Here is a 14165-nt window from a genome sequence, read left to right as displayed (position 1 = left end):
ATCTCGTCCTTAAACCGGCATCTGCATGATGTCTTGATAAGCCTGAACCAGCTTGTTACGCACTTGGGTCAAGGCTTGAAAGGAAACGCTGGCCTTTTGCGAAGCGACCATCACATCGGTGAGGTCCACGCCGCTCTTGCCGATCTCGAAGGCGGTGGCCAACTGATTGGAGGCTTGCTGAGTGTCGCTGACTTTGTTGATTGCCTGACCGAGCATGTCGGCAAAACTGCTTTGGCCCAATTCCGGCGCTGGCGCGACGGATTTCGGTTGAGCCATGGCATCCATTTGCATGGAGCGCATATCCAACATCAACCGATTGAACTCAATACCCTGGCTCATGACCTTCTCTCTCCGACGACCCGCAATTTTTTGACACTACGCAGCGGTTACTACGGTGGTAGCAACAAGGGTGCCAGCTCCGTGGCAATTCGTAAGAAAAGGCGACAAACCATGTCAGCCCAAGAGTTTTTCACGTGGCGAAAAGGTAGGCTTCCACGTCCATCCCGGCGTCGCGCATCTGCGCCAGCTTGTAGCGCAGGGTGCGCGGGCTGATGCCCAGGCGTTCAGCGGCCTCTTTGCGACGGCCGCGCTCGGCACGCAAGGTGTCGATGATCATCTGGAATTCGCGGCGGCGCAGGTCGTCGCCCAGCGCACCGCCGGACTCGGTATCGGCAGCCGCCACCGGTGCGGGCGCCAGGCTCGGCAACGGCGCGCTGCCACTGCCCATGGCCAGGCAGAAGTCTTGCGGCTGGATCAAACCGCCCTGCTGCAAAATCAGCGCACGCTGGATGGCGTTGTCCAATTCGCGCACATTGCCCGGCCATGGGTAGCTGATCAGGCAAGCCTGAGCCTCGGCCGACAGCCGCGCCTGGGCGTGCTTCATTTTTTTGACGTGGTTGTTCAGCAGGCGCTCGGCCAGCGGGATAATGTCCGCCGGGCGTTCGCGCAACGGGCGCCAGGCCAGCGGGAATACGGATAGCCGGTAGAACAGGTCTTCACGAAAGCGCCCCGCCGCCACTTCGCCCGCGAGGTCGCGGTTGGTGGTGGCAACCACGCGGATATCCAGCTGGATCGGCTTGCGTGCGCCCACGCGCTCCACCTCACGCTCCTGCAACACCCGCAGCAGCTTGGCTTGCAGGCCCAGGGGCATTTCCGAGATTTCGTCGAGCAGGATGGTGCCGCCGTCGGCCTGTTCGAACTTGCCGGCCTGGGCCGCGATGGCGCCGGTGAACGAGCCTTTTTCATGGCCGAACAAGGTGGCTTCGAGCATGTTGTCAGGGATGGCCGCGCAGTTGATCGCAATGAACGGTTGTTTGGCGCGGCTCGATTGCTGGTGGATATACCGCGCCAACACTTCTTTACCGGTGCCGGACTCGCCGGAGATCAGCACGGTGGAATCGCTGCGCGCCACGCGGGCCGCCAGTTCCAGCAATTGCGCGCTGGCCGGTTCAAAGGCAATCGGGCCTTCGCCTGCGGCGTTCGAAACAACGCCGAGTGCATGCCGGGCAACCAGTTCGATCAGGGCTTTAGGCTCAAAGGGTTTGACCAGGTAATCCGCCGCGCCCTGGCGCATGGCGTCCACCGCCCGCTCCACGGCGCCATGGGCGGTCATCAGCAGCACCGGCAGTTGCGGCTGGCGCGCGCGCAGCAGGCCGAGCAGCTGGTGGCCGTCCATGCCGGGCATGTTGACGTCACTGACCACCAGGCTGAAAGATTCCTGCTCGACCGCCTCCAAGGCTTCCTCGGCAGAACCGACCGCCCGGTAGTCATGGCCCGCCAAAAGCAGCGTGTCAGCCAATGCTTCACGCAGGGCGCGATCGTCTTCGACCAATAAAACCTTGATAGCCATAGTCCTTTTACTCCGCGCTTGCCGTGCTGGAAAACAGTGGCAAGGTCATCAATGCACAGGTGCCACGCCCCAACCGGGAGTGCAGTTGCAATTCTCCCTGATGCGCACGTGCCACTGCCTTGACCACGGTCAGGCCGAGGCCGGTGCCGTTGGTCTTGGTGGTAAAAAACGGCTCGCCCAGGCGTTGCAGCACCAACGGCTCAATGCCGCTGCCGCTGTCGCTGATACACAGGCGCAGGGTTTGCTCGCGGGTGTACAGGTGCACCTTGAGCCGCGCACCGGGGCCACTGGCCTGGGTGGCGTTTTCGATCAGGTTGAGCAAGGCGCCGACCAGGGTGTCGCGGTTGCACAGCAACTCGCCCTGGTGGCTATCGCACTGCCAGCGCACCTGGGCGTCCTGGATATGGGTGGCGGCGGCCGCTTGCAGCGACTGCAACAACATGGCTGGCGTAACACGGTCGGTCAGCGGCAATTCGCCGCGGGCAAACACCAGCATGTCGCGCACCTGGTGCTCCAACTCATGCAAGCGCTCTTTGAGACGGCCAGCAAAACGTTGGTGGGTGGCGGCCGGCAATTGCTCATCAGTCAAATGACTGGCGTAGATCAGCGCCGCCGACAACGGCGTGCGGATCTGATGCGCCAAAGAAGCGACCATCCGCCCCAACGACGACAAGCGTTCATGGCGCGCCAGCTGGTCTTGCAGGTGACGGGTTTCCGTCAGGTCGTTGAGCAGCACCAGTTGGCCGGGCTCGGCGTCCAGGGAACGGGTGGCGATGGACAGGCGCCGGCCGTCCTTGAGGGAGATTTCGTGGCCGTCGTCTTCACGGGGGGCGAAGCAGCGGGCGATAACTTCGCGCCACAACTCGCCTTCCAGCGGCAGGCCGAGCATGTCGACCGCAGCCGGGTTGGCTTCACGCACGCGGCCTTGATCATCAATGACGATCACGCCACCGGGCAGCAGCGACAGCAGGTTTTGCAGACGGTTGGCCAGGCGCTCTTTCTCGGCCAGCTCTTGCATGCGCTGGGCACTGACCACCGCCAGCTCGCCTTTAAGCTCGGAAACCCGCGCCTCCAGCAAGCTGTAAGAGTCCGTCAGTTGGCTCGACATCTGGCTGAACAGCGAAAACGCCTGTTCCAGGCCAGGTCGGCTGAGCTGCTCGGCAGTCGGGACAGGCCCCTGAGCATCAGGGACCAAAGAGTGTTGGGCGGCGTGGGGCATCATGCTCTCTCGCTTGGCTGACCGTCAGTTAAACGGAACGTTGCGAGGGCTGTAGCAATACCCGTGCCGAAAAAAAACTACTGATATTTCAGTAGTTTAAAAAACAGGCGTCAATCATCCGCCTGTTCATCACCTTCTCGACGGCTCATACCGTACTTGCGCATCTTCTCAACCAGGGTGGTTCGACGGATACGCAAGCGTTCGGCGGCGCGGGCAACAATGCCGTTGGCATCGTCCAGCGCCTGCTGGATCAGGCCCTGCTCGAGGCTACCGAGGTAGTCCTTCAAGTCCAGGCCTTCGGGCGGCAGCATGGCGGTGGAACCGAAGTCCGGCGTGTGGCCGTTGATGGCCACGCGCTCTTCGAGGTCGGTGCGCAGGCTGTCGACCAGTTGCTCGTCTTCGTCGTCGACGTAGCGGAATTTCTTCGGCAGTTCGACCACGCCGATCACACCGTAGGGGTGCATGATCGCCATGCGCTCCACCAGGTTGGCCAGCTCACGCACGTTGCCCGGCCAGCCGTGGCGGCACAGGGACATGATCGCGGCGGAATTGAAGCGAATCGAACCGCGCTTTTCGTGCTCCATGCGCGAGATCAACTCGTTCATCAGCAACGGGATGTCTTCCACACGCTCGCGCAGCGGAGCCATCTCGATGGGGAATACGTTGAGGCGGTAGTACAGGTCTTCGCGGAAGCTGCCGACCTCGATCATGCTCTCGAGGTTTTTGTGAGTGGCGGCAATAATGCGCACGTCGACGCTCTGGGTCTTGTTGCTGCCCACGCGCTCGAAGGTGCGCTCCTGCAATACGCGCAACAGCTTGACCTGCATCGGCAGCGGCATATCGCCGATTTCATCGAGGAACAAGGTGCCGCCGTTGGCCAGCTCGAAACGCCCGGCACGGCTGGTGATCGCCCCGGTAAAGGCGCCCTTCTCGTGGCCGAACAGTTCGCTTTCGAGCAGCTCTGCCGGGATCGCCCCGCAGTTGACCGGCACGAATGGCCCGTCGCGGCGCTTGGAGTGATAGTGCAGGTTGCGGGCAACCACTTCCTTGCCGGTGCCGGATTCGCCAAGGATCAGCACACTGGCGTCGGTATCGGCGACTTGCTGCATCATCTGGCGCACATGCTGAATCGCACGACTGGTGCCGACAAGGCTGCGGAACAGGTTGGGTTCACGGTGACGGCCGCGCTCGCGGGCCTGGTCGTACATCTCGCGATAGACCTGGGCACGGTGCAGGGAATCGAGCAATTTGCTGTAGCTGGGCGGCATTTCCAGGGTTGAAAGCACGCGGCGGCGCTGGTCTTCCGGCAGGTCCACGGAAGAAATATCACCCATCAGCAACACCGGAAGGAACTCATCCCAGGTCGACAGTGTCTTTAACAGGCCCAAAATGGCGCCAGGAGCATTTACCGTCCCGATCAGCACACAAATAACTTCACGGCTCGATGACAAAGAGCTGACCGCCTGCTGCCAGTCATGGCTGCCGCAGGGCAAATTTTCTTCACCGAGAAAATTTAAAATCACCGCCAAATCGCGGCGACGGACGCTATCGTCATCAATCAGCAGAATTTTGGTTTCACGCCACATGCAATAGCAACTTCCCTAGTAAAACTTCCTGCCCCAGAGTGAGGGCAATCGAGACGCCTGTAGGACTTCTTACCTTACAGACGCCTGAAATCTGAAAACAGCACTAGTTAAGTCAAAAATACGAGCACAGTCAAATATATGACGCGCCGTTCGGATTAACTGAGCCAGTTCAGCCGAACAGATGGTAAACCTTTGACGCACTTTGCGCGCGGTTGATCTGCGACATCTCTTCGAAAATCGCCTGGCGCTCGCCGGTCGTCACCTCCAGCAACTGCTGATACACCGCCAGCAAGCTCTCCAGCTTCTCCCGCAGCGCATCCTCGTCCACCGGCGCGTTATTGAGCGCTTCGTCGATGACTGCGCGGCACCCCATGTCCAGTTCGCCGATGGCGTCCCAGTTACGTTGCGCCAATGCGTCGACCAAGGCTTCGCGGGTCTCGTCAATCCGTTGCAGGGCGTGGCTCATGACATCATCCTCAGGCCAAAGGCCTACAGTGTTGCAATACCGTCCCAGCCTTCCTTGAGCGTAATCATCAGGCCGGCTACTTCATCGATCATGCTGACATCGCTCTTGCTGTTGGCTTCAAGCAAACGCGTGGTCATGTAGGCATACAGATTATCGAGTTGCTGCAACGCGGCCGGATCATCGGTTTTTTCCGGGTTCAAGCCGTCACGCAAGCCGATCAGGATGTCGATCGCCTTGCCCAGCAGCAAACCCTTCTGCGCGATATCACCACGAGCCATGGCGCCCTTGGCCTGAGCCATGCGGTCCAGCGCGCCTTCCATCAGCATCTGCACCAGGCGATGTGGGCTGGCTTCGGAGACTTGGGCATGGGAATTGACCTTCTGATATTGGCGAAGGGCTCTCATGGGATTCATGTTTCTACCTCGTGGCAGGCAACAGCTAAAAAAGATGGGCTCTGATTATTATGTCGACGGCGTCGCAAAAAACTTTAAGCCGATAGTCTGGCGAAGGTCACGCCCGACAACGTTAATCACATTGCCGGGCGGCCTCATTGAGGATCAATTGGTCTTCGGATTATTCAGCGCGTTAAGCGTGGTCATCACGCTGGAACGTTGACTGGTGAGCTGGGCGACCAGGTTGTTCATCGTGGTGTATTTGGCGGTCAGGCTCGTCTTCAAGGCCGCCATGCGCGCGGTCAGGGTGTCCTGCTGGTTTTGCAGGTCCTTGATATTTGCCGACAGCGTCGACGTACGCGTGGCGAGCACCCCGGTACCACTGAGCGCATAGCTGTCGGTCGCGGTCTTCATCCGAGCCAGCAGCCCCTTGTCGCCGTTGAAAATGCCGCCAATGTCAGTGGGGTTGGTCGCGATAGCCGCACTGAACAACTTATCGTCAATGCTGAGCTTGCCGGTCTTCTGGTCAGTGTTCACACCAAACTGGGCCAGGGATTTCAACGAGCCCGTGCCACCCAATGCGTTCAGTTCGCTACGAACGGCCGAGGTCAGGGTACGCAAGGTGGCGTCGCCCGTCAGCGCAGCCGACGTGATGGAACCGTCGGCATTGGTGGTCACCGCGGTCTCAGTGTTGATCGCTGTCATCAAGGCGTTATAGGTGTCGACAAAGCCCTTGACCGAACTCTTGAGGGTGTCGGTGCTTCGCGCGATGGTAATGGTCGAACTCAGGCGCGTAACGGTTGAGCCAGGGGGTAGCGGCTCTGTAGAGCCGGCAGGCAGAGGCGACACTGCCGTCAACTTGATGCTCACACCACTGATCGCGTCACCCAGGGTATTGCTCTTGGATTCCTGAGCGGTACCGTCAATGGTGTACTTCGCGTTCTGCGGCACGGTCACGACTGACGCTCCGGCTTCCAGGCCGGAGTTACCGCCGAGGGTAATGTCGGTGCCGACGCCGGTATTGGTCGACGTCATGACCAAACGAGAACCGGTGGCGTCAGTCAGGATGTTGGCACTCAAGCCAGCACTGCTGTATTGCGCGTTGATCGAGTCACGCACCTGCTGCAACGTCGCACCTGGCGGAACGCTCACACCATAGCTCTTGCCCGACTGGGAGATCTCCAGGGTGGTCGACGTAGTGCCGCTATTGACGACAGCCTTCGTCCCGGCTGCAAAGGTTTGGGTAGCGACCTTCGAGGCCGTCGCCAACTGATTGACCACCAACTGGTAGCTACCCGCGGAGGCACCGGCGCCCAGCGTGATGGCCGATACATTGTTATCCGAGGTCGTTGCCGACAAACCGCCGATACTGGCGTCTTTGGCCATGTTGTCCATGGCGCCGCGGAACGCATCCAATGCCGCTTGAATCTTGCCGATCGAGGACAGCTGGGCGGTCGACGTTTGCGTCTGCTTGTTGATCTGCGACTGCTTGGGTGCCTGTTCCGCGTTCACCAATGCCGTCACGATCGACTGGGTATCGATGTTCGTAACTGGGCCGCTAACCGTAATATCACCCATGACTGTTCTCCTGATCCGGGGCTGGCGCTTTCTTGACGTACGACGCCTCAAGCAGCTTCAGCAACAAAATTCATGCCAGCTCAGACTTTGGCGTCAAACAACACGCTGCTGGCGTCGTGAAGGCTTTGTGCGAGTTTCAACGCAGTTTCCGAAGGGATCTGACGAATCACCTCGCCGCTGTCGGTCGCAATGACCTTGACTACCACCTGATGGGTGGTGTCATCAATGGAAAAATCCAGGTTGCGCTGGGCAGCCTGGACGAATTTGCGAATATCCGTGACCGCTTGTTCAAGGTCGGACGGCTTCGAGTCCTGCTTGGGTTGGACCGTGGCGACCGTAGGGTCCACCTTGGTTTTCTGCGGGTCGGTACTTACGGGAGCAGGAGCACTTTGCGGCGCCGCTGCCGGATAAGACAGGTTCAACTTGACGCTCATGTCCATGTCCAGTCTCCTCATCACGCAAAAGACAAAAGGGCACGTAAACGCGCCCTTCCGTCAGTCATCTACCGATGGCTATTACTGAAGCAGCTTCAGTACAGCGGAAGGCAGCTGGTTGGCCTGGGACAGGATCGCAGTGGAAGCCTGTTGCAGGGTTTGTTGCTTGGTCAGCTGAGCAGTTTCTGCAGCGTAGTCAACATCCTGGATCTGACCGCGAGCGGCGCTGGAGTTGTCTGCAATGCTCTGCAGGTTGGCAACGGTGTTGTCGAAACGGTTTTGTACAGCACCGAGGCCGGCACGCTGGGAGTCGATGTCCGAGATCGCCTGGGTGATCACGTCGATCGCGTTTTGCGCGTTGGCAGCGGTAGTAACGTCGGTGTTGTTGACGGTGGTTTTGGTGGAGTTGGCAGCGGTAGCAGCACCGGCAGCGAACACACCAGCTACACCCGCGCCGTTCAGCGCGTAGCTGCTGGAGGAGTTCAGCGAAACAGCACCGGTAGCAATGATAGCGGTGGCGGCCAGTGCAGTAGCAGTACCGAAGGTACCGCTGCCGTCTTTTGTTGCAACCGAGATACCAGCAGCACCGCCGTCACCAGCGTTGAAGGTCAGGTTCTCACCGGTGTCGGACTTGACCGACAGAGCGTCGGTCGACGAATCGTAGTTAACGCTGATGCCCAGCTTGGCAGCGTTGGACGACAGTTGGCTAGCCAGGTCGGCAGTGCTGGTCACGCCAGTGAACTGAACGGCTGCACCGCTGCCCACTTGCAGGGTGAAGTTAGCGTTCGGAGGGGTAGCAGCACCGATGGTAGCGGTGTTCACGGTGAACTTAGCTTCAGTGCTGGCAGTCGCAGCCAGGCCGCCGACAGCGCCGTTCATTTGAGCAGCGATCTGCTTGGCGGAAGCGCCAGCTGCCAGGGTCACGGTTGCAGACTGGCCACCACCGGTAACGGTGATCGCGCCGCCGGCAATACCTGTTGCCGAAGGCGTCAGGGATTGAGTTTTCAGCTGCTGCGAACCAATGTTGTTGGCGGCAACGTTACCGATGCTCATGTCGATGGTCTGGTTGGCGTTGGCGCCGACCTGGAACGACGTAGTACCGAAAGAACCGTCCAGCAGGTTCTTGCCACCGAAGGTGGTGGTGGTAGCGATACGGGTCAATTCAGCAGTCAGAGCAGCGTATTGAGCCTGGTTCGACTTACGGTCTTCAGCGCTTGGCGAGCCGTTGGCGGATTGCAGAGCCAGGGTACGCATGCTTTGCAGGATGTTGGTGGACTGCTGCATTGCGCCTTCAGCGGTCTGCGCAATGGAGCTGCCGTCGTTGGCGTTTTTGATCGCAACGCCCAGGCCGTTGATCTGGCTGGTCAGACGGTTGGAGATTTGCAGGCCGGCCGCATCGTCTTTGGCGCTGTTGATACGCAGGCCGGAGGACAGACGCTGCATGGAGGTTTGCAGGGCGCCGGAAGCCTTGTTCAGGTTGTTCTGAACGGTCAACGAAGCAAGGTTGGTGTTTACTGTTAATGCCATGACGAAATCCTCGTGGGTGGTGTACTGCGGCTTCCGGCCCTGGCAACCGCCGGGTGTGGCCTAGAGAACCTTCGTAATAGTTATCGTCGTGAAAGCAGGTTGCTTGAGGACTTTTTTGATTTTTTTTACTAGCACGGGGCCACCCTTTGTAATTCAAGCATTTACGATAGCCCAATCACTCGCAATTGCTGGGTTTTCTGGCGCCAAATAAAAAACGCCCAGGCTTTTTGAGCCTGGGCGTTTTTGTGTGCAGCCTATTAGAGCGTTACGGGCGATAGAGAATCGCCGAGCCCCACGACAGGCCAACGCCGAAACCGCTGATGGCAACCCGCTTCCAATCGCCGTCGATCATGTGCTTTTCCAGCAGCAGCGGAATACTCGAGGACACGGTGTTGCCGGTCTCGACCATGTCCTTGATGAATTTCTCCACGGGCGCATCTTCGAAACGCCGCGCGACCGCGTCAACAATCGCCGCACTGCCCTGATGGATGCAGAATGCGTCGATTTCGTCGGCTTTGAGGTCCGACTCATTGAGCAGCTCGTGCAAATGTGCCGGCACCTTGAGCAACGCGAAGTTGAACACCTGGCGGCCGTTCATGAAAAACACGCCGTCGCTGACCTTAAGGTGCGGCGCGCCGGAACCGTCGGTGCCGAACTTGGACTTACCCAGCAACCACGGCGCGTCTTCGCCCATCCAGGTGGCGGTGGCGGCATCGCCGAACAGCATGGTGGTGTTGCGGTCTTCCGGGTCGACGATCTTCGAATACGGGTCGGCGGTGATCAACAGGCCATTTTTCAGGCCGGTGGCTTCCATGAAGCCCTTCATCGCATAGATGCCGTAGACGTAGCCGGAGCAGCCCAGGGAAATATCAAACGCAGCCACGTGGGTGGGCAGGCCCAGCTTGTCCTGGACGATGGCGGCGGTGTGGGGCAAACCCTCTTCGTCGCCGTTTTGCGTCACAACGATCAGCGCGTCGATGGATTCGCGCTTCAAATCCGGGTTGGCCGCAAACAAGGCGTTGACTGCCTCGACACACAGATCAGAGGTTTCCTGCGCAGCATCCTTGCGCGGCAGGAACGCCGAACCGATCTTGCCGATGATGAAATCTTCATCCTTGGCGAATTTGGCGCCCTGGGCGTAGTTATCAACCCCGTCTGCCGGCACGTAACTGGCGATGCTTTTTATGCCAATCATTGTGGCTTCCCAATACTAAATAGCTGGATAACACCCCTCGGGCTTGGCCGGGAGCGCTGACAATAAAGGGGATAACCCCATGAAAATATCGCTGAAAGCCGCCGCGTAAAGACTCGCAAGCGACTTATCCTTTTCACACGATACAGTGAAGATGCGCTTTATGACTCACAGGTCACTCAATTTTGTGCGCTTTGTGCAAAACCCTGCAACATTCCCGGCAGCAGAAACGACAACGGCCCACCCTGTTTCCAGGCTGGGCCGTTTGTATCACCGCCGATTACATGCGGCTGAACAGGCTCAACTGCGAGATTTTCACGAAGGCCAATTGCGAGGCTTGCAGCATGGTCTGTTGCAAGGTCAGGTCAATGGCGGCCTGGCCCATATCGACGTTGGCCAGTGACGACATGGTCGAGGTGTTGGCCAGGCCCAGACTGGTGTTTTCCTGGCCCTGAATATCCAGCGCATTCTGGCGTGCACCAATCGAACCGCGCACCTGGTCAATCTGTGCCGACGCGTTGGTCAGGTTGCCGATGGTGGTGTTCAACACGTCTTTGAGGTTGTTCTTGGCGACCTGGTTGCCATCCGCCGGGACCAGCAGGGCCTTGCGCAGCTGGCCCAAGGTATCCAGGGCGTTCATATTTTTGTTGCTGGTGGCACCAACGGAAAACTGATCACCAGCCCCTGGCGTACCGCTCACATCGAATGTCACCCCGGCAGCGGTAATCGACGTCGCGCCGGTGGCCATGGTGCCCGAGGCAATCGACTTGCTGTTCGGCGTGTACGGCTGGGCATACACGTCGTAGGCATTGCCGCTGGTGAACTTGACCACCGCACCCGAGTTGGGAAAGGTACTGGCGTAGGTCGGCTGATCCGTGACCCGGCCGCCGGTCAGTTGCGCCGTGGACGGATTACTGGCGGTACGCGAGCTGCTGAACGTGTCCGGCTTGCTTTCCAGGGTGAACGCCTTGCCTGCCACCAATGCATCCGCAGGCGCACCCGAGGCGACATCCGGCCCCAGGTTCAAGCTGATATCGAATTTGACGCCGCGCAAGTTGACGCTCGAAGCGCCTTCCTTGGTGGAGTCAAACGTGCCGTTACCGGTGATCTCGGCGGTAACGTCATTACCGTCCTTGTCGCTCACGCTGTATTGGGTGCTGCTGGAGAAGGTCAATTTATAGGGCTGACCATCGGAAAAACTCTTGGTGTAAGTGGTGCCGGAGGTGATCAGGCCCGCCGAGATCGCGACCTTGCCGTCATTCACCGCAGGCGGCAACAGCGTGGCCTGGGTGCGACCGGTATTGGAAGAACTCTCAAGCAACGTCTTGCCCGTATCCCCCGCAGAGACCGTCAGGTTGCTCGACACTTGCAGGCTCAGCGGCGTCTCATCACCCTGATAGGTGTAGGTGCCATCGTTGTTACGGGTGTAAGGCGGCGTGTCGGTCTTGGTCCCGGAGAACATATAGTTGCCGCTGGAGTCCTTGGTATTGAGCAGGCCCAACACCTGGTCTTCAAGAGCACCTATCTGGCTGGCGATCGCCTTGCGGTCATCATCGCTGAGCTTGAGGTTACCGGCCTGCAGTGCCAGGCCCTGGGCGGCTTGCAGGGAGGTATTGATGCTCGCCAGCACACTTTCTTCGTTGGTCAGCGAGTTTTGCAAGCTGGTGATATTGCCGTTGTACTGCCCCAGCATGTCTTTCTGCTGCTGCAACATCAGCAATTGGGCGGCAGCCACCGGGTCATCGGACGCGGTTTGCACACGCACACCGGAACTCGCCTGGTCCTGGGCCTTCACCACACCCGAATAATTGTCCTGATACTTGCTGGAGCTGGTGTCGAAATACTGCTGTGTAGAGATACGCATCGTTCCAGACTCCTTTAAAGGGCGTTGATCAGTGTGCTGAAGGTTTCCTGCGCGGCCTTGATGATCTGCGACGACGCGGTGTAGTACTGCTGGAACTTGATCATATCGCCCGCTTCCTCGTCCAGGTTGACCTGGGACACTGAGTTGCTGGCCGCCTTGTTCGCCGCCAGCAAGGCGCCGGTGGCGGTGCTGTCGGTGTTGGCCTGGGCGGCCTTGGAGCCGACCTGGGACACCAGCCGGCTGTTGGCGCTGACCAGGCTGACGCCCGCATTGCCGTCCACTGCACCCACCGTGGCCTTGGTCTGCAACCCCAGCAGTTCCTGGGCATTACGACCATCGGAGGTGGCGCCACTGTTGAACGAAAAGGTGGTGCTGTCGCCATTGGCCGGCGAACCGGACACGGTGGTGTCAAAGCTGAAGCTTTTGCCGGGGATCAACGCACCGCTGGCGTCACGCATCGGCACGTTCACACTGACCTTGTTGCCCTGGCCCGGAATGATGGTGCCGGTGCCGATCGGGTTGCCCTGGGCATCACTGATCGCATAGGACTGGGTGCCGTCCGCCGCCGGCTTGCCGAATACCATTTTTACCGGCATTGAGTTTTCGATCCCGGTGCGCAACTGCGCAGTCGCGGCGCCGCCGTCGATATCGATCGGCACGGTCAAGGTCGGCTGGGTGAACGCACCCGTGCCGGTATTGGTCTTGCTGGCATTGCCGGCCAAGGGCGCGGCGAACGCGAGTTTGTTCGGGTCTTTGAGGTCGACACTGATACCGCTGGCGCCATTGGCCGTCGGGCTGACCTTGAAGCTGTCACCGGCCGCCACCGGCCCCTTGCCGTTCAAGGCCAGGGTGAAGCCGTCAATCACCGGCGGTGGCGTGGTGGTGGTGTCGAACGAGCCCATGGCTTTGCCGTCGGAGCGCACCACGTTGTATTGATTGCCGCTGGTGAAGGTCACCTTGTAGTCGAAGGTCGACAGCTTGCTGCTGTCGGCAATCGTCACGTTCAGGTTGCCCGAACCTGCGCTGTTACCGGCGGCCGCCTGGCTGCGCTGGGAAATGGCCGCCGCGCTGTTGATGTCGCCAAACAGCGAAGAGCCGAAATCGCTGTTCAGGTCCAGGCCCTGGCCCAGCTGGCTGTTAACGCTGTCGGCCGTGGCAATGGCGATGCGTCCCAGGTCGTTGATGGCCGGCATCAGCGCATCACTGCGATAACGCAACAGGCCGCCAATGCTGCCGCCACTGACCACATTGCCGATGTCCATCGGCGTGTCGCCCATGTTCAGCTGGATGGTGTACTGGCTGTTGTCGTTCTTGCTCGGCACCGCCGAAATGGTATTGGCAACGCTGCCTTCTACCAGCGATTGGCCGGTGCCGGCGGTGATGCTGAACTGGCCGTTCTTCTCGGTGGCCGTCACGCCGATCAGCTCATTGAGCGAACGCACCGCCTCATTGCGCGCATCCAGCAGGTTGGCCGGCGCACTGGTCGAAGAACCCTGGGCCGTGGCAATTTGGCTGTTGAGCGAGGCAATCGACGAGGTCAGTTTGTTGACCTGGTCGCTCATGGTCTGCAACTGACCGTTGATGCTTTCTTTCTGCTGGGTCAACTGCGTGGAAATCGCGTTGAAGCGGTTGCTCAACGTTTGGGCGTTGGTGATCAGCAACTGCCGCGCGGATACATCGCTGGGCGTGGCCGCGGCGTTCTGCAAAGAGGCAAAAAACGCGCTGAGCACGGCCGACATCCCCGTGGATTTGTCCGACAGGGTCTTGTCGATGGCGGCGGCCTGGCCCGCGTAGGCGTTGGCATCGCTGTTAAGGGCGGTGCTGCTCTGGTAGGCAGCGCCCAAGAAGTCGTTATAAATGCGGCGCACATCCGCAAGCGTTGTGCCACTGCCGATAAACACGCCGCCATACTGGTTGCTGGCGCTGGCGTTCTGGGTGGTCTGCTGACGCGAGTATCCCGGGGAATTGACGTTGGCAATGTTGTTACTCAAGACCGACAACGAGCCTTGAGCGGCATTGAGTCCTGACATCCCGATACTGAGCAAACTCATGGTTCAG

12 protein-coding genes are annotated in these 14165 nt (G+C 59.6%); all 12 read right to left on the bottom strand.

All coding sequences use genetic code 11. From position 1 onward, the window contains the following. Positions 1–9: 9 nt before the first annotated feature. On the bottom strand, positions 10–339 hold the full coding sequence (fliE, locus tag QF043_RS07275) for a flagellar hook-basal body complex protein FliE (RefSeq protein WP_016972029.1): 330 nt from the start codon (positions 337–339) through the stop codon (positions 10–12). 130 nt (positions 340–469) lie between these two features. Beyond that, positions 470–1849 (bottom strand): sigma-54 dependent transcriptional regulator, encoded by a 1380-nt coding sequence (locus QF043_RS07270; RefSeq protein WP_307417984.1) that lies wholly within the window; start codon positions 1847–1849, stop codon positions 470–472. A gap of 7 nt (positions 1850–1856) precedes the next feature. Continuing rightward, positions 1857–3068, bottom strand: coding sequence for a PAS domain-containing sensor histidine kinase (locus tag QF043_RS07265; protein WP_307421326.1), 1212 nt, complete (start codon positions 3066–3068; stop codon positions 1857–1859). Between the two features lie 110 nt (positions 3069–3178). Next, complete coding sequence (locus QF043_RS07260) at positions 3179–4654, bottom strand: sigma-54 dependent transcriptional regulator (protein WP_017134934.1); 1476 nt, start codon at positions 4652–4654, stop codon at positions 3179–3181. Between the two features lie 169 nt (positions 4655–4823). After that, positions 4824–5120, bottom strand: a complete 297-nt coding sequence (fliT, locus tag QF043_RS07255; RefSeq protein ID WP_017134933.1) for a flagellar protein FliT — start codon at positions 5118–5120, stop codon at positions 4824–4826. Between the two features lie 23 nt (positions 5121–5143). Continuing rightward, positions 5144–5533, bottom strand: a complete 390-nt coding sequence (gene fliS / locus QF043_RS07250) for a flagellar export chaperone FliS (protein ID WP_017134932.1) — start codon at positions 5531–5533, stop codon at positions 5144–5146. A 144-nt stretch (positions 5534–5677) separates the two neighbouring features. Further along, positions 5678–7090 carry a flagellar filament capping protein FliD gene (gene fliD / locus QF043_RS07245; protein ID WP_058422164.1) on the bottom strand — a complete coding sequence of 471 codons (1413 nt, stop codon included), beginning with the start codon at positions 7088–7090 and terminating at the stop codon, positions 5678–5680. A gap of 80 nt (positions 7091–7170) precedes the next feature. Continuing rightward, positions 7171–7530 carry a flagellar protein FlaG gene (locus QF043_RS07240; RefSeq protein ID WP_053257315.1) on the bottom strand — a complete coding sequence of 120 codons (360 nt, stop codon included), beginning with the start codon at positions 7528–7530 and terminating at the stop codon, positions 7171–7173. A gap of 75 nt (positions 7531–7605) precedes the next feature. Further along, complete coding sequence (locus tag QF043_RS07235; protein ID WP_058422163.1) at positions 7606–9051, bottom strand: flagellin; 1446 nt, start codon at positions 9049–9051, stop codon at positions 7606–7608. Positions 9052–9316: 265 nt separating this feature from the next. Further along, the gene (locus tag QF043_RS07230; RefSeq protein WP_053257317.1) at positions 9317–10246 is read right to left on the bottom strand and encodes a ketoacyl-ACP synthase III; all 930 of its coding nucleotides are present in this window, start codon (positions 10244–10246) and stop codon (positions 9317–9319) included. A gap of 277 nt (positions 10247–10523) precedes the next feature. After that, the gene (locus QF043_RS07225) at positions 10524–12107 is read right to left on the bottom strand and encodes a flagellar hook-associated protein 3 (RefSeq protein WP_307417983.1); all 1584 of its coding nucleotides are present in this window, start codon (positions 12105–12107) and stop codon (positions 10524–10526) included. Between the two features lie 14 nt (positions 12108–12121). After that, the gene (gene flgK / locus QF043_RS07220) at positions 12122–14158 is read right to left on the bottom strand and encodes a flagellar hook-associated protein FlgK (protein ID WP_307417982.1); all 2037 of its coding nucleotides are present in this window, start codon (positions 14156–14158) and stop codon (positions 12122–12124) included. Between the last annotated feature and the right edge of the window lie 7 nt (positions 14159–14165).

The sequence above is a fragment of the Pseudomonas sp. W3I7 genome (genome assembly GCF_030816095.1).
GTDB classification, from domain to species: Bacteria; Pseudomonadota; Gammaproteobacteria; order Pseudomonadales; family Pseudomonadaceae; genus Aquipseudomonas; species Aquipseudomonas salomonii.
Note: the sequence above shows the minus strand (reverse complement) of the source record. Positions and strands in the feature narration are given on the sequence as shown.